Source organism: Herbidospora cretacea (assembly GCF_001570605.1).
Taxonomy (GTDB): domain Bacteria; phylum Actinomycetota; class Actinomycetes; order Streptosporangiales; family Streptosporangiaceae; genus Herbidospora; species Herbidospora cretacea.
In genome coordinates this window covers 534,352-548,831 of record NZ_BBXG01000001.1, presented here as the reverse complement: position 1 = coordinate 548,831, position 14,480 = coordinate 534,352, and the positions used below count along the sequence as shown (strand labels likewise).

Below are 14,480 nucleotides of genomic sequence, written 5' to 3'. Positions count from 1 at the left end.
GTCAGGGCTTGCGGGCCACGCCCACCAGCGCGTCGACCGGCTGCGGCGGGCCGAACGGGTCGGCGTCGGGACGCCACTGGGTGATCGGCACGACCCCCGGCTCGACCAGCTCCAGGCCGTCGAAGAAGCGGCTGATCTCCTCTTGGTCCCGCAGCGTGTAGGGCGCGCCCGGCCCCTCGTTGAGGTCGTCCTGGGCCTTGTCGAGGGCCTCGCCGGTCACCACGTTGGAGCCGTCCCAGACGACCAGGTAGCTGCCGGAGGGCAGCGGGTCCATCAGCGCCCGGACGATCTCATAGGGCTTGTCGGCGTCGGTCATGTAGCCGAGGATGCCCATCAGCATCAGCGCCACCGGCCGGTCGAAGTCGAGGGACTTGCGCGCCCCGGCCAGGATGGCCTCGTGGTCGCGCAGGTCGGCGTCGATGTAGCCGGTCACGCCCTCGCGGGTGCCGACCAGCAGGGCGCGGGCGTGCGACAGGACCAGGGGGTCGTTGTCGACGTACACGACCCGGGCGGTGGGGTCGATCCGCTGGGCCAGGTCGTGGGTGTTGTCGACGGTGGGCAGCCCGGCGCCGATGTCGAGGAACTGGTTCACCCCGGCCTCGGCGCCCAGGTGGCGGACCACCCGGGCGAGGAGGTAGCGCGACAGCCGGGCGATGGCCACGATGTCGGGGAAGGCCTCGGCGAACTGGTCGCCGGCGACCCGGTCAACTTCGTAGTGGTCTTTGCCGCCCAGCCAGTAGTTCCACATCCGGGCCGAATGGGGGACGGTCGTGTCGATCCTGGGGTTGCTCACCGGGTCTCCTGTCAGGTCGGCTCCCCCAGAACCTACTGTTTTCCGCTCGCTGTAAGTGGTGTCCTGATATTTCCTGATGAACGCGACGGCGGGGCACCAACGTGCTCACCGCCATCACGACCAGTCCCAGGATCATCAGCACCGAAATGATGAGAAGTGCCGCTAATGCCATCACGAGGATCGAAGCGAGCATGGCGGCGATACCCAGTAGCTCGATCATGCGGCCGTTTTGCCCGGTATGACCATTCTCATTCCTTACTCAGGGGCGAGGTCAGAACCCCCCAGACCGTCGAGCCTCCGGAAGATCACGCCCTCGCGCAGCGCCCAGGGGCAGATCTCCAGCACCGGCACCTGGAACAGGTCCATCGTCGCATCCGCCACGAGTGCTCCGGCCAGGAGCTGCCCCGCGCGCCCCGCCGACACCCCCGGCAGGGCGGCCCGGCGGTCGGCGGGCATCTCGGCCATCCGCGCCGCCCACGTGGACACCGACTCGTGGGACAGGTTTCGGCGGACGTGGGGCCCCTCGCTCGACGGCGCGGCCCCGGCCATCCTGGCCAGCTGCTTGAAGGTCTTGGACGTCGCCACCGCGTGGTCGGGCGGCCCGTAGCGGGTCACGTCGCCGACCCGGCGGCCGATCTCGGTCCGGACGTGGCGGCGCAGGGCGCGGATCTCCTCCGGGGCGGGCGGGTCCTGGGTGAACCAGTCGCGGGTCAGCCGCCCGGCGCCCAGCGGCAGCGACACGGCCGCGTCGGGGGCCTCGTCGATGCCGGAGGCGATCTCCAGGGAGCCGCCGCCGATGTCGAGGACCAGCAGGCGGCCGGACGACCAGCCGTACCAGCGGCGGACCGCCAGGAAGGTCAGCTTGGCCTCGTCGGCGCCCGAGAGGACCTGGATGTCCACCTGGGTCTGGTCCTTGATCAGGGCCAGCACCTCCTCGCCGTTGCGCGCCTCGCGGACGGCGGAGGTGGCGAAGGCCACCAGCTCCTCGCAGCCCTTGTCCTCGGCGAAGCGCAGCGCCTCCTCGACGAAGTCGCCGAGCTTCTTGGCGCCCTCGGCGGACAGGTTGTGGTCGTCGATGTGCTCGGCGAGCCTCATGTCGACCTTGTGGGAGAAGGCCGGTTGGGGGCGGGCCCCGGGGTGCGCGTCCATCACCAGGAGATGCACCGTGTTGGAACCGACATCGAGGACACCAAGTCGCATGACAACGAAGGTATCGCCCTTTGCGGAACGTTCCTGTCGCCGTTACCGCGCTGGAATGACGAAAAGTCAGCTTCTGGCCCGGAAAGCAGCGGTTTTCGTACGATTCTGGCACGCCGTGGAGCAGAAGCGGCGGGTGCCGTTCCGTGAGACGTCCACGAAGACGCGGTCGCACCGCTCCGCCGTGCACACCCCCAGCCGGTCGTGGAACTCCCCGCCCAGCACGATGGCGAGCGCGGTGGCGCACGACGCGGTCCAGTTGCCGCCCCAGGTGCCGCCGGCCCCGTGGAAGTGCAGGTGCCAGGGTTCGCCGTCGTGGCCGGTGAGGTGGGGGCGGGCGTCGGTGGCGACCAGGAGGCGGTTGATCGTCGTGCAGGCGCGGTCGACGTCACCCAGGAAGGCGACGCGCAGCTCGGCGGCGTATCCGGCCAGCTCGGCCACGTCGTCGTCGGTCAGGTCGTGGCCCAGCACGGCGGACAGCTCCTCCTTCGGCGGCACGGCGTAGGGCCGCCCCCGCCGCTCCCCCGGGGTCAGCGTGTTCACCAGGGTCACTGCCATCCCCACGACCGCATCGGTGTGACTGTTGAAGTTCACTTGACCAGTTACATCCTTCCGGCCTACGGTAACCGTCGACAGCCTATACAACAGTTACCTCAAGGAGCAGCCGTGACGCTGACCCGTGCCCACGCCCGACGCTGGCTCGACCGCTGGGACCGCCAGCAGGAGGGCTACATGCCCAGCCGGGAGGCGCGTTTCGACACCCTCGTCGACGCCGTGGCCGAGACCGCCGGGCGGGCCGACCCGCTCGTCCTGGATCTCGGCTGCGGGCCCGGCTCGCTCGGCGCGCGGCTCGGCGAGCGCCTGCCGGGGGCGGCCGTGGTCGGCATCGACACCGACCCGCTGCTGATGGCGCTCGGCGCCGCCGCCTACGACGGCATCCGGTTCGTCGACGCCGACCTGCGCGTCGAGGGGTGGAGCGCGGTCGCCGGGCTGCCCCGTCCCGCCGACGCCGCCGTCAGCACGACCGCGCTCCACTGGCTCCCGGAGGAGGCCCTGACCGCGCTCTACCGGGAGCTGGCCTCGGTGCTGCGGCCAGGCGGGGTGTTCCTCAACGGCGACCACCTCGCCTCCGCCGAGGGCACCCGCCTGGCCGCGCTCGAACGCGCCCTCGCCGTCCGTGCCACCGAACGGCGCTTCCCCGAGGGCCGTCCCGAGGACTGGGCGGCCTGGTGGGCGGCGGTCGAGGAGGACCCCGTGCTCACCGACCTGCACGCCGACCGCGAGAGGCGCCGCGCGATGGCCGCCCACCACGGCTTCGAGTCGCTCCACCTGGAGACCCACGTGACCGCCCTGGCCAAGGCGGGCTTCACCGAGATCGGCACGCTCTGGCAGGAGGGCGACGACCGGCTGCTGTGCGCCTTCCTCCCCGAGTAGGGATCACTGGCAGCAGAAGCTAGGAACGGCCGGTATAGGCCGGGTATATGGCCTGGTCAGACCGTCCCCGTGTAGTTGAGGGCCAGTTCCGCCGCCGCGGCCTCGGAGGTCGCGATGCGGTGGAGCTGGGCCAGCTGGAGGCGGGTGTCGAAGTCGGACTGGCCGGGGGCCAGGTGCAGCATCGTGGTCATGAACCAGGAGAAGTGCTCGGCCCGCCAGACCCGCCGCAGGCAGGTGTCGCCGTAGGCGTCGAGCAGATCGTCCTTGCCGGTACGCCGCCAGTGTTCCAGCGCCCGCGCCAGCACCACCACGTCGGCGACGGCGAGGTTGAGGCCCTTGGCCCCCGTCGGCGGGACGATGTGGGCGGCGTCCCCGGCCAGGAACAGGCGGCCGTGGCGCATCGGGTCGGTGACGAAGCTGCGCATCGGGGTGACGGCCTTGGCGGTGATCGGCCCGCGGGCGAGCTTCCAGTCGGCGTCGACGGCGAACCGGGCGTCGAGCTCGTCCCAGATCTGGTCGTCGGACCAGTCGTCCGGGTCGGTGTCGTTGGGGACCTGGAGGTAGAGGCGGCTGACCGTCGGGGAGCGCATGCTGTGCAGCGCGAAGCCGCGCGGGGAGTGGGCGTAGATGAGCTCGTCGGTCGACGGGGCGACGTCGGCCAGCACGCCGAGCCAGGAGTAGGGGTAGTCGCCCTCGTAGGAGCGCCGGTTCGGCACGGCGGCGCGGGAGATGCCGTGGAAGCCGTCGGCGCCGACGACGAAGTCGCAGGTGAGGGTCTTCTCCTGGCCGTCGTGGCGGTAGGTGACGTAGCCGTCGCCGATGCCAGTGGCCGGGGCGTCGAACAGCAGCGGGCCGCCCTCCTCCAGCTGGAGGGCGACCAGGTCCTTCACGATCTCGGTCTGGGCGTAGATCATGACGGTGCTGCCGCCGGTCAGCGCGGGGAAGTCGAGGCGGACGGCCCGGCGGTCGAACCGCAGCTCGATCCCCCGGTGCGGGAGTCCCTCGCGGTTCATCCGTTCTCCGGCGCCGCACTCGCGCAGCGCGTCGACCGTCGCCTGTTCGAGCATCCCGGCCCGCTGGCGCTGTTCGATGTAGGCGCGGTCCCGGCTCTCCAGCACGACGGAGTCGATCCCGGCGGTGTGCAGCATGCGGGCCAGCAGCAGACCGGCCGGGCCGGCGCCGATGATCGCGACCGTGGTGTGGGTCATTCGAGGTTCCCTAGCGTGCGTCGGGCGACGGCGAAGGCGGCGTTGGCGGCCGGGACTCCGCAGTAGATCGCGGTCTGGAGGAGGACTTCCTTGATCTCGTCGTGCGTGAGGCCGTTGCGGACGGCCGCTCTGACGTGCATGGCCAGCTCGTCGAGGTGGCCGCCCGCGACGAGCGCGGTGAGCGTGACGCAGCTGCGCGTCCTGCGGTCGAGGCCGGGCCGGGTCCAGATCTCCCCCCAGGCGTAGCGGGTGATCAGGTCCTGGAAGTCGGCGGTGAAGTCGGTCGTGCCGGCCACCGCCCGGTCGACGTGGTCGTCTCCCAGGACGGCCCTGCGCACCGCCATGCCGTCGGCCCGCGGCAGGTGGGCGCGCATCGCGGCGAGCACGGCGCCGGGCCGCTCGACCGGGGCCAGGTGGGCGGCCCCGGGGAGTTCGTGCAGCGTCGCGCCGGGGATGCCGTCGGCGAGTTCGCGGGCCACGGGCGGCGGGACCGCCGGGTCGTCGCGCCCGGCGACGACCAGGGCCGGCGTGGTGATGTTGGCCAGGTCGGCGCGGATGTCGTAGCCCGACAGGGCCTCGCAGCACTCGGCGTAGCCCTCGTCGTCGACCGCCAGCAGGTCGTCGATCATGGCCTGGACGGCGGCCTCGCCGGCGTTCGCGGTGAACCAGCGGCCCCGGGCCGCTTCGGCGAGGGCCTGGGTGCCGTGCTCGCGGACCAGGGCCGAGCGTTCGTGCCAGCTCTCCTCGGTGCCGAACCTGGCCGCCGAGCAGACCATGGTGAGTGACAGGACCCGGCCGGGGTGGCGCAGGGCCAGCCAGGCGCCGATCGCGCCGCCCAGGGAGATGCCGGCGTGGTGGAAGGCGTCCGCCCCGGCGGCGTCGGCGACGCCGAGGACGAGAGTGGCCAGGGCCTCCATCGAGGTCGCTCCCGGGACGACCTTCGACCCCCCGTGGCCGGGCAGGTCGTACCGGACGACTCTGAAGTGCCGTGACAGCGCGGCGGCCTGGGCGTCCCAGACGCGGAGCGAGGTGCCCAGGGACGGGCCGAGGAGCAGGGCCGGGGCGTGGGCGGGGCCGTCAACGCGGAAGTTCAACATCGGCGATCTCCTTGAGGGGACGGTCGAGTGCTCGGTCGACGAGTTCCCCGGCCGCGCCCGGGTAGCCGGTCGGGTCGAAGACCGCGGGTCCGAGGCCGGCGGACTCCATGGCCTGGCGCAGGGGCATCCGCGACCGGGCCGCCTCGCGGGAGGCGTTCTCCAGGAGTTCCCGCGCGGCCTTCGCGCCGATCGTCCGCGCCAGCTCGGCCATGACGCGTTCGGCCACGATCAGGCCTCCCGTCAGGGACAGGTTCTCGCGCATGCGCGCCGGGCGGACCTGGAGGCCGCCGGTCAGGTCCCTGGCGTGGGCGGCCGCTCCCCCGGCCAGGCGGAGCAGGGCGCGCAGCGGTTCCCATTCGGCGTGCCAGGCCCCGGCGGGGCGTTCGTCCTCGGCGGCCATCGACCCGTAGAGCGTCGCGGCCAGGGCGGGGGCCTGGCGGGCGCAGGCGGCGATCAGGGTGGCGCGGACGGGGTTGCTCTTGTGCGGCATCGCCGACGAGCCGCCGCCCGCTCCCTCGGCGACCTCGCCGACCTCCGTACGGGACAGCACCAGCACATCGGCCGCGATCTTGCCGAGCGCCCCGCAGCAGAACGCCAGCGCCCCGGCGAGGTCGGCGATCGGGGTGCGCAGCACGTGCCAGGGCAGCACCGGCGCGGCCAGCCCCACCTCCCGGGCGAACCGCTCCATGAGCGGGACCGAGAGCGTGGCCAGCGTGCCCCCCGCCGCCCCGAGCTGGGCGGGCAGGGTCACCGTGGCCAGCCGCTCGTGGGCGTCGAGGACCAGCGACCGCCAGCCCGCCGCCTTCAGGCCGAAGGTGGTCGGGACGGCGTGCTGGGTCAGGGTGCGGCCGGGCATCGGGGTGTCCCGGTGTTCCCGGGCCAGCGCCTCCAGCGTCCCGGCGGTCGCGGCGAGGTCGGCCAGGATCAGCCGCCGGGTCCGGGCGGCGACCAGCATGAGCGCGGTGTCCAGGACGTCCTGGCTGGTCGCGCCGTCGTGGGCGCCCTCGGGCAGCGCCCCGACCAGCGGGATGACCGGGTTGCCCCCGCTGTGCGCGGCCACCAGGCCGTCGCCGGCCGACGCGATCTCCCCGGCCAGGCCGGGGCGGTTCTGGGCGCGGGCCAGGGCCGCCTCCGCGTCGAGCAGGGCGCGGAGCACGGCCGGGTCGGCCGTCGCCTCGTCGGCGGCGGTGCCGGCCCAGGCCGGGCCGAGTAGGCCGTCAGCCGCGATCAAGAGAACCTCCGGGTTCAGCCCAGGTCGAGGAAGACCGTCTCCGCGTCGCCCTGGATGCGGACGTCGAACCGGTACACCCCGTCGCGTTCGGGGCGGGCGACGAGCGTCGACCGCCGGTCGGCGGGCAGCGACTCCAGCAGCGCGTCGCCGGAGTCCTCCAGGTAGACGCGCGTGTACAGGTGGTGCAGCAGGCCCCGGGCGAACAGGCAGACCGAGATGTAGGGCACGGCGGCGGGCCGCACCGTCCGGATCGCCCAGTGGCCGTCGAGGCCGGTCGCCACGCGGCCGAAGCCGGTGAGGGTCACCCCGTCGCGCCCGGCGAAGGAGCCGTCGACCTCGTCGCGGCGCATCGAGCCGGGCCTGCCCTCGGCGTCGGCCTGCCAGAACTCCAGCAGCGCGTCGGGGACGGGGTCGCCCGCGCCGTCGTAGACGTGGCCGTGGACGGAGATCGCGCCCGGGTGGCCGGGCGGCACCAGGTCTCCCCCGTCGCGGAACGGCAGGGCGTAGCCGTAGAAGGGGCCCACGGTCTGTGAAGGGGTGGGTCTCATCGGCCTTCCTCCATCCAGGTCGCCGACGGGCCGTCGAGGACGATGTCCCATCTGTACCCCAGACTCCACTCCGGCTGGGACAGGTCGTGGTCGTAGGCGGCCACCAGCCGGGCGCGGGCCTTCTCGTCGGTGACCGACTGGAGGATCGGGTCGTAGGCGAACAGGGGGTCGCCCGGGAAGTACATCTGGGTGACGAGGCGCTGGGCGAAGGCCGTGCCGAAGACCGAGAAGTGGATGTGGGCCGGACGCCAGGCGTTGACGTGGTTCTTCCACGGATAGGCGCCGGGCTTGATCGTGGTGAACGCGTAGACCCCGTCGGCGTCGGTCAGGCAGCGGCCGGTGCCGGTGAAGTTGGGGTCCAGCGGCGCGGGGTGCTGGTCGCGCTGGTGCGGGTAGCGGCCCGACGCGTTGGCCTGCCAGACCTCCACGAGCTGGTGGCGGACGGGCCGCCCGTCGCGGTCGACCACCCGGCCGGTCACCGTGATCCGCTCGCCGAGCGGTTCGCCCGGGTGCTGGCGGGTGAGGTCGGCGTCGAGCGGGGTCACGTCGGTCGCCCCGAAGACCGGCCCGCGCAGCTCGGCGTAGGCCTCGGGCGGGGCGACCAGCGGGCGGTGCGGGTGGCGCAGGCCGCTGGAGCGGTAGGGCGGGTAGTCGCGCGCGGGGTGGTCGGCCCCGTCGGACTTGGCGGCGAGTTCCGCGATCTCGCGGGAGATCACGTCCTGCGGGTCGGGCATCAGGGTTCTTCTCCTTGGTGGATCCGCCTCAGGTGAGGCGGCGCAGCGCGGTCAGCTCCGCCTCGGTGGGCTGGTCGGTGACGCGCAGGTCGGCGGCGACGGCGAGGGGCCAGCCGGTGGCGGCGACGGCCTGTTCCGGGCTGACGCCGGGATGGACGTCGGTGAGGGTCAGCTCGGCGGTCACCGGGTCGGGCCGCATGATCCCGAGGTCGGTGATCACCGCGACCGGGCCCGCACCGGGCAGGCCGAGGCGCTCGCGGGATCCCGGGCCGTCGCCGTGGCCGACCGTGGTGACGAAGTCGAGCGTCCCGACCAGGTTCCGGGTCGAGTGACGCAGCACCAGGAACACCTTCCCGCAGCTCGCCGCGATCTCGGGCGCGCCGCCGGCGCCGGGCAGGCGGCCCTCCGGCCTGCCGGGTCCCCGGTCGATGACGGTGGTGTTGACGTTGGCGTACCGGTCGACCTGGGCGGCGCCGAGGAAGCCGACGTCGATGCGCCCGGCCTGGAGCCAGTAGTTGAAGATCTCCGGTACGGACACCACCGCGTCGGCCGTGTCCGCGAGCTCGCCGTCGCCGATCGACAGCGGCAGCCGCGACGGCTTGGAGCCGAGGGTGCCCGACTCGTAGATGAGCACCAGCCCGGGTTCGATGGTCCGCCGGGCCAGGTTCGCGGCGGCGCTGGGCAGCCCGATGCCGACGAAGCAGGTCCGGGCCCCGGCCAGGGCGCGGGCGGCGTTGACGGTCATCAGCTCGTCGGGGGTCCAGGTCATGACGCCGCCAACACGGTCTCGCGCATCCAGCCCAGGAACGTGTCCCGGTCGCGGGAGATGGCGTCCCACGCCTGGTAGAAGTCGTTGTCGCGGACGGTGTACCCGGCCGCGTAGGAGGGGTGGGCCCCGTTGGGGGCCACCGCGACGGCGTCGACCGCCCACGACGGCAGCACCACCGCGCCGGGGGCGGGGGTGAGGTCGTCCACGATCTCCTCGACCGTCACCAGGACGCGGGAGGCGGCGAGCGCGGCCTCCTTCTGGACGCCGACCAGGCCCCAGAGCTGCACGTTCCCCTCGCGGTCGGCGCGCTGGGCGTGGATCACGGTCACGTCGGGGTTGATCGCGGCCACCGCCGCCAGCTCCTCGCCGGTGAACGGGCACACCACGGTCGAGATCGTCTCCGACCGCGACGGCAGGTCGCTCCCCCGGTAGCCGCGCAGCACCGCGAACGGCAGCCGGGACGCCCCGGCGACGTAGCGGTTGGCCATGCCCGCGTGGCTGTGCTCGTCGAGTTCGAGGGGGCGCGGCCAGCCGTTCTCGACCGCGTCGCGGAAGCGGTGCAGCGAGCCCACGCCGGGGTTGCCGCCCCACGAGAAGACCAGCTTGCGGGCCGCGCCCATGCCGATGAGCTGGTCGTAGATGACGTCGGGGGTCATCCGGACGAGCGTGAGGTCGGTCACGCCCTGCCGGATCACCTCGTGTGCGGCGGCGAACGGGATGAGATGGGTGAACCCCTCCATCGCCACGGTGTCGCCCGAGTGCACCAGCTCGGCCACCGCGTCCCGCAGGCTACGGATCTCCGCCATGTTCTCCCTGCTGAGATAGCATTTGTTCGCCTGGTGAACTATTGTTCACATTTGCGATAGGTCAGGAGTCTGCTACCCCCTTTGGACGTGTGTCAATGACCGACGACCCCGTCGACGCGACGGTGGGCCCGCTGGAGCGCGGGCTCGCCGTTCTGAAGGCGATGGCGGCGGGTGAGCCGTGCCGCCCGAGCGACCTGACGCGCGCCACGGGGCTCGCCCGCTCGACCGTCGACCGGGTGCTGGCGACCCTGGTCGCGATGGGCTTCGCCCGTTCGCCGGGGCCCGATCGGTCGGTACGGCTGACGCCCCGCGTCCTGGCCATCGGGAACACCTATCTGTCGGGCAGCGGCGTCCCCGACGCGCTGGGCCCGGAGGCGCGGCGGCTGGCGGAGGACCTCGACGAGTCGGTCTCGCTGGCCGTGGCCGACGGCACGGCGGTCCGGTTCGTCACCCAGCTCCCCCGCCGCCGCAGCCGCTCGCTGACGTTCCGGGTGGGCGACCTTCTCCCGGCCGAGCGCTGCGCGGCGGGCGCGCTGCTGGCCGCCGAGTGGACCGAGGCGAGGTGGGCGCGCTGGCGGACGGGCTGCCACGAGACCGTGGTGACCCCGGACGTCGCGGCCGAGCAGGACTTCCGCGACCGGGCCGTGGCGTCCCTGCGCCGGGGCCACGCCCTCGACGACCAGCTCATCGAGCCGGGCCTGATCGCGGTCGCGGTGCCGGTGCGCTGCCAGGGCCGGGTGGTCTGCGCGGTCAGCGTGGTCTCCCACACCAGCCGCCACACCGTCGAGTCGCTGGCCGGCCTGGCGCTCCCCCGGCTCGACACGGCCCGGATGGAGCACCTGCTTGCCGCCCACAAGCCGTCGCCCGCGCGGCCGATCGAGATCCCCGGCGACACCCCGGTCCAGTCGCTGTCGCGGGGGCTGGCGGTGCTCACCGCGCTGGGCGGCACACTGTCGGAGATCGCCGAGGCCACCGGCCTGGCGCGGGCGACCGCCCGCCGGGCGCTGCTGACGCTGGTGGCGCTCGGCTACGCCGCCCGGTCGGGCAACCGCTTCGTCGCCCGGCCGAAGGTGCTGGAGCTGGGGTTCGCCCGGCTGTCGTCGCTGACCCTCGGGGAGATCGCCACGCCCCACCTGACCGCGCTGGCCGAGGCGGTGGGCGAGTCGGCGTCGGTGGCGGTCCTCGACGGGACCGACATCCGCTACGTGGCGCGCGCGCCGGCGTACAAGATCATGAGCGTGGACGTCACGGTCGGCACCCGCTTCCCGGCCTACGCCACGTCGATGGGCCGGGTGCTGCTCGCCGACGACGCCGACCTGGGCGACCTGAGACCGCTGACCCGCCACACCGTGACCGACCCCGGGGCGGTCAGGGCGCTGATCCGCAAGGCCCGCGCCGACGGCCACGCGATCGTCGTCGACGAGCTCGAGGAGGGGCTCCGGGCGCTGGGCGTGCCGATCCGCGACCGGGACGGCCACGTCGTCGCGGCCGTCAACGTGGCCATGACCGGCCAGGTCAAGCCGGGTCTGCTGGCCCACCTCCAGGCCACCGCGCACGCCGTCGAGACCGATCTGGCGCTGGTCACCGAACGAACCCCGCTCCGACCGGCCTGAACCGCCCGCGCCCGGGCATAGAGGGCGGCCATGAAGAGGACGCTCGCGAAGTTCCGGCTCGGGTCGACGGCCCGGCGCGTGTTCGGCTGGCAGGGGCTGCGGCCCGGCCAGAAGGAGGCCATGCGGCATCTGGTGGCCGGGCGCGACGTGCTGCTGGTGATGCCGACCGGGGGCGGCAAGTCGGCCGTCTACCAGGTGCCCGCGCTGCTGATCGACGGCCCGACGATCGTGGTGTCGCCGCTGATCGCGTTGCAGCGCGACCAGGTGATGAGCCTGCTGAAGGCGGGCACCGGCGCGGTGGCGGTCAACTCGACGCAGTCGGTCGACAAGGGCCTCGACCAGGTCACCGCCGGGACGGCCGAGTTCGTGTTCCTGTCGCCGGAGCAGCTGGCCAAGCCCGAGGTGGTGGAGCGCCTGGCGGCGGCCCGGCCGTCGCTGATCGCGATCGACGAGGCCCACTGCGTGTCGGCGTGGGGGCACGACTTCCGCCCCGACTACCTGCGGCTCGGCCAGGTGATCGAGAAGCTGGGCCATCCGCCGGTGGTGGCGCTGACCGCGACGGCCGCGCCCAACGTGCGGGCCGAGATCGTGCGGTCGCTCGGGCTGCGCGACCCGGTGGAGATCGTGCGCGGCTTCGACCGGCCGAACATCACCCTGTCGGCGCGCCGGTTCACCAGCGACGACGACCGCCGCAAGGCGCTGGTGGAGTACGCCCAGCGGAGCGAGGGCCTGACGCTGATCTACGTGCCGACCCGCAAGGACACCGAGGAGTACTGCGCCCTGCTGACCGGCAAGCGCGCCGAGCCCTACCACGCCGGGATGAAGACCGCCGACCGCAACCGCACCCACGAGAGGTTCGCGGCCGGGGAGCTCGACGTCGTGGTCGCCACCTCGGCGTTCGGCATGGGCATCGACCGCCCCGACGTGCGGCGGGTGCTGCACGCCAGCCCGCCGGAGTCGCCCGACTCCTACTACCAGGAGATCGGCCGGGCCGGCCGCGACGGCGAGCCCGCCGAGGCGATCCTCTTCTACCGCCCCGAGGACCTGGGCCTGCGGCGGTTCCAGGCGGGCGGCCGGGCCGACCCGGAGCTGCTGCTGCGCATCGCGGTGCTGGTCCGCGAGCACGGCGGCACGGTGCCCGCCGGAGAGCTGCGCGAGCTGCTGGGCATCGCCACCACGAAGCTCACCTCCCTGGCCAACCTGCTGGAGCGCGCGGGCGCGCTGACCCCCGGCGAGCTGCGCTGGACCCGCAAGAGGCTGACCGCGGAGAAGGCGGTCGAGAAGGCCGTCGAACTCGACGAGGTGCGCCACCGCGTCGACGAGTCGCGCCTCGACATGATGCGCGGCTACGCCGAGACGACCGGCTGCCGCCGGCGCTTCCTCCTGGAGTACTTCGGCCAGCCCTACGGCCAGGCGTGCGGCACCTGCGACACCTGTCGCGACGAGGCCGCGCAGGCCGCGCCGCCGCCGAAGGAGGACGACGGCCCGTTCCCCGTCCAGTCGAAGGTCGAGCACAGCGCCTGGGGTGAGGGGACCGTGATGAGCGCCGACCCCGACCGCGTCACCGTGCTGTTCGACAGCGTCGGCTACAAGACGCTGGCCCTGGCGGCGGTCGACGGGATCCTCACCCGGGTTTAGAGATTTGCTCTAAAGAATCGCTCTAATTTATGCTCCGCCCATGAACGTGGTGGTCACCGGAGGCAACCGGGGCATCGGGCTCGCCGTCTGCGCCGAGCTCGCGCGGCAGGGACACCGGGTGGTCGTCGTCGCGCGCGACGCGGTCAAAGGTGAGCAGGCGGTGCGGTCGCTGCCCGGCGAGGCCGTCCTGGTCCAGGGCGACCTGTCGACCGTGGCCGGGACGCGGGAGCTGGCCGACCGGCTCGGGGCGGCCTGCCCGGAGATCGACGTGCTGGTCCACAACGCGGGCCTGTGGCCGTCGAGGCGCGTCCTCACCGCCGACGGCCTGGAGGAGGCGTTCGCGGTCAACCACCTGGCCCCGTTCACCCTGAACCGGCTGCTCGAAGGCCGCCTCAGGCGGGTCGTGCAGGTCAGCGCGGGCCTCTACGTGAAGGGCAGGGCCGACCCCGGCCGGACCCCCTACGGCCTCGACTTCCACCCGCTGCGCACCTACGCCGACACCAAGCTCTGCAACGTGGCGGTGCTGCCGATCTTCGCCGAGCGCTGGCGGGCCCGGGGGCTGACGATCGACGCCGTGCACCCCGGGGTGATCAACACCGGCCTGGGCGACCGGAAGGGCCCGGTCGGGCTGCTCCTCAAAGCGGCCAAGCGGTTCTGGAAGACCCCCGCCCAGGGCGCCGCTCCCGTGGTCGCGCTGACCACGGCCCAGACGACCGGCCGCTACTACGACGAGCTGACGGAGATCCCGATGAGCGTCGACCACGAGCTGGGCGCGCAGCTCTGGGAGCAGGCGGAGAAGCTGTCGGGGATCGCGTGAGGCAGGCCCGCAGCGAGGCCACGATCCGCAGGCTGCTCGACACCGCGCTCCAGGCGTTCACCGACGACGACTTCACGCTGCGCGCGGTGACCTCGCGCAGCGGCGTCAGCGTGGGCAGCCTCTACCACCACTTCGGCAGCTTCGACGGGCTCGCCGCCGCGCTCTACTCCGAGTGCATGGACGACCTGCTCACCGGCCTCGTCGCGGCGGTGGAGCGGACCTCCACGGCGGAGGAGGGGGTGCACGCGATCGTGCGCGCCTACCTCGCCTTCGCCCGCGACGAGAGCGCGCGGGCCCGGTTCATCCACGCCGCCCCGCTCATCGAGCCGCACGCCGCCGCGATCGCGGCCGGGAAGGCCCCGCGCATGGAGCGCCTGACGGCCTGGCTCGCCCCGCACGTCGCGGCCGGGACGGTCGCCGACCTGCCGCCGGCGCTGATCGAGATGCTGCTCGTCGGGCCGCTCGCGGAGACCTCCCGGCGCGTGTTCGCCGGGGCTCCCGGCCTCGACCTGGACGAGGCGGCCGCGCTGCTCCCCGGCCCGATCTGGCGATCGCTCTCCGCCCATTGACGGGGGGTGTGACGCGGGTTACGTTC

15 protein-coding genes are annotated in these 14,480 nt (G+C 73.2%); 5 read left to right on the top strand and 10 right to left on the bottom strand.

Annotated elements, in window-relative coordinates; genetic code table 11:
- Position 1: 1 nt before the first annotated feature.
- The 3 genes from AW270_RS01720 to AW270_RS01710 all read right to left on the bottom strand — a co-directional run bounded on the left by AW270_RS01720 (position 2) and on the right by AW270_RS01710 (position 2,548).
- Entirely contained in the window at positions 2-793 is a 792-nt protein-coding gene (locus AW270_RS01720) for an SAM-dependent methyltransferase (protein WP_275477739.1), read from the bottom strand.
- Between the two features lie 255 nt (positions 794-1,048).
- Complete coding sequence (locus AW270_RS01715; RefSeq protein ID WP_061289662.1) at positions 1,049-1,993, bottom strand: Ppx/GppA family phosphatase; 945 nt, start codon at positions 1,991-1,993, stop codon at positions 1,049-1,051.
- A 66-nt stretch (positions 1,994-2,059) separates the two neighbouring features.
- The gene (locus tag AW270_RS01710) at positions 2,060-2,548 is read right to left on the bottom strand and encodes a CGNR zinc finger domain-containing protein (protein WP_245674525.1); all 489 of its coding nucleotides are present in this window, start codon (positions 2,546-2,548) and stop codon (positions 2,060-2,062) included.
- 108 nt (positions 2,549-2,656) lie between these two features.
- Between AW270_RS01710 and AW270_RS01705 the strand changes: the two genes are divergently transcribed.
- A complete protein-coding gene (locus AW270_RS01705) occupies positions 2,657-3,424 on the top strand; it encodes a class I SAM-dependent methyltransferase (RefSeq protein ID WP_063819051.1) in 768 nt (255 codons plus the stop codon).
- 56 nt (positions 3,425-3,480) lie between these two features.
- On the opposite strand, the gene AW270_RS01700 is transcribed toward AW270_RS01705, so the two are convergent.
- From AW270_RS01700 to AW270_RS01670, 7 genes are read right to left on the bottom strand one after another with little or no spacing between them, the layout of a single operon-like run.
- Positions 3,481-4,632 (bottom strand): 4-hydroxybenzoate 3-monooxygenase, encoded by a 1,152-nt coding sequence (locus AW270_RS01700; RefSeq protein WP_061289656.1) that lies wholly within the window; start codon positions 4,630-4,632, stop codon positions 3,481-3,483.
- Positions 4,629-5,729 carry a bifunctional 3-oxoadipate enol-lactonase/4-carboxymuconolactone decarboxylase PcaDC gene (gene pcaDC / locus AW270_RS01695; protein WP_061290152.1) on the bottom strand — a complete coding sequence of 367 codons (1,101 nt, stop codon included), beginning with the start codon at positions 5,727-5,729 and terminating at the stop codon, positions 4,629-4,631. The genes AW270_RS01700 and pcaDC overlap by 4 nt, the downstream gene beginning before the upstream one ends.
- Positions 5,710-6,960, bottom strand: coding sequence for a lyase family protein (locus AW270_RS01690; protein ID WP_061289652.1), 1,251 nt, complete (start codon positions 6,958-6,960; stop codon positions 5,710-5,712). The genes pcaDC and AW270_RS01690 overlap by 20 nt, the downstream gene beginning before the upstream one ends.
- 14 nt (positions 6,961-6,974) lie before the next feature.
- Complete coding sequence (pcaG, locus tag AW270_RS01685) at positions 6,975-7,508, bottom strand: protocatechuate 3,4-dioxygenase subunit alpha (RefSeq protein ID WP_082801212.1); 534 nt, start codon at positions 7,506-7,508, stop codon at positions 6,975-6,977.
- Positions 7,505-8,242 (bottom strand): protocatechuate 3,4-dioxygenase subunit beta, encoded by a 738-nt coding sequence (gene pcaH / locus AW270_RS01680; RefSeq protein WP_061289646.1) that lies wholly within the window; start codon positions 8,240-8,242, stop codon positions 7,505-7,507. Before pcaH ends, pcaG begins: the two co-directional genes overlap by 4 nt.
- Positions 8,243-8,270: 28 nt before the next feature.
- Positions 8,271-9,011: a CoA-transferase subunit beta gene (locus tag AW270_RS01675; protein ID WP_061289643.1), complete on the bottom strand. Its 741-nt coding sequence runs from the start codon at positions 9,009-9,011 to the stop codon at positions 8,271-8,273.
- Positions 9,008-9,817, bottom strand: a complete 810-nt coding sequence (locus tag AW270_RS01670; RefSeq protein WP_061289640.1) for a CoA transferase subunit A — start codon at positions 9,815-9,817, stop codon at positions 9,008-9,010. The genes AW270_RS01675 and AW270_RS01670 overlap by 4 nt, the downstream gene beginning before the upstream one ends.
- Before the next feature lie 95 nt (positions 9,818-9,912).
- Between AW270_RS01670 and AW270_RS01665 the strand changes: the two genes are divergently transcribed.
- From AW270_RS01665 to AW270_RS01650, 4 genes are read left to right on the top strand one after another with little or no spacing between them, the layout of a single operon-like run.
- A complete protein-coding gene (locus tag AW270_RS01665; protein WP_061289636.1) occupies positions 9,913-11,430 on the top strand; it encodes an IclR family transcriptional regulator domain-containing protein in 1,518 nt (505 codons plus the stop codon).
- Positions 11,431-11,460: 30 nt separating this feature from the next.
- The gene (locus AW270_RS01660) at positions 11,461-13,068 is read left to right on the top strand and encodes a RecQ family ATP-dependent DNA helicase (protein WP_061289634.1); all 1,608 of its coding nucleotides are present in this window, start codon (positions 11,461-11,463) and stop codon (positions 13,066-13,068) included.
- Between the two features lie 40 nt (positions 13,069-13,108).
- Positions 13,109-13,885 (top strand): SDR family NAD(P)-dependent oxidoreductase, encoded by a 777-nt coding sequence (locus AW270_RS01655; protein WP_061289631.1) that lies wholly within the window; start codon positions 13,109-13,111, stop codon positions 13,883-13,885.
- Positions 13,882-14,454 carry a TetR/AcrR family transcriptional regulator gene (locus tag AW270_RS01650; protein WP_061289628.1) on the top strand — a complete coding sequence of 191 codons (573 nt, stop codon included), beginning with the start codon at positions 13,882-13,884 and terminating at the stop codon, positions 14,452-14,454. Before AW270_RS01655 ends, AW270_RS01650 begins: the two co-directional genes overlap by 4 nt.
- Positions 14,455-14,480 lie beyond the last annotated feature (26 nt).

Coding starts and splice junctions, on each gene's coding strand:
- AW270_RS01715 (WP_061289662.1), bottom strand. CDS start 1,993: ATGCGACTTGGTGTCCTCGATGTCGGTTCCAACACGGTGCATCTCCTG.
- AW270_RS01710 (WP_245674525.1), bottom strand. CDS start 2,548: ATGGCAGTGACCCTGGTGAACACGCTGACCCCGGGGGAGCGGCGGGGG.
- AW270_RS01665 (WP_061289636.1), top strand. CDS start 9,913: ATGACCGACGACCCCGTCGACGCGACGGTGGGCCCGCTGGAGCGCGGG.
- AW270_RS01700 (WP_061289656.1), bottom strand. CDS start 4,632: ATGACCCACACCACGGTCGCGATCATCGGCGCCGGCCCGGCCGGTCTG.
- pcaH (WP_061289646.1), bottom strand. CDS start 8,242: ATGCCCGACCCGCAGGACGTGATCTCCCGCGAGATCGCGGAACTCGCC.
- AW270_RS01675 (WP_061289643.1), bottom strand. CDS start 9,011: ATGACCTGGACCCCCGACGAGCTGATGACCGTCAACGCCGCCCGCGCC.
- AW270_RS01670 (WP_061289640.1), bottom strand. CDS start 9,817: ATGGCGGAGATCCGTAGCCTGCGGGACGCGGTGGCCGAGCTGGTGCAC.
- pcaDC (WP_061290152.1), bottom strand. CDS start 5,729: ATGTTGAACTTCCGCGTTGACGGCCCCGCCCACGCCCCGGCCCTGCTC.
- AW270_RS01655 (WP_061289631.1), top strand. CDS start 13,109: ATGAACGTGGTGGTCACCGGAGGCAACCGGGGCATCGGGCTCGCCGTC.
- AW270_RS01660 (WP_061289634.1), top strand. CDS start 11,461: ATGAAGAGGACGCTCGCGAAGTTCCGGCTCGGGTCGACGGCCCGGCGC.
- pcaG (WP_082801212.1), bottom strand. CDS start 7,508: ATGAGACCCACCCCTTCACAGACCGTGGGCCCCTTCTACGGCTACGCC.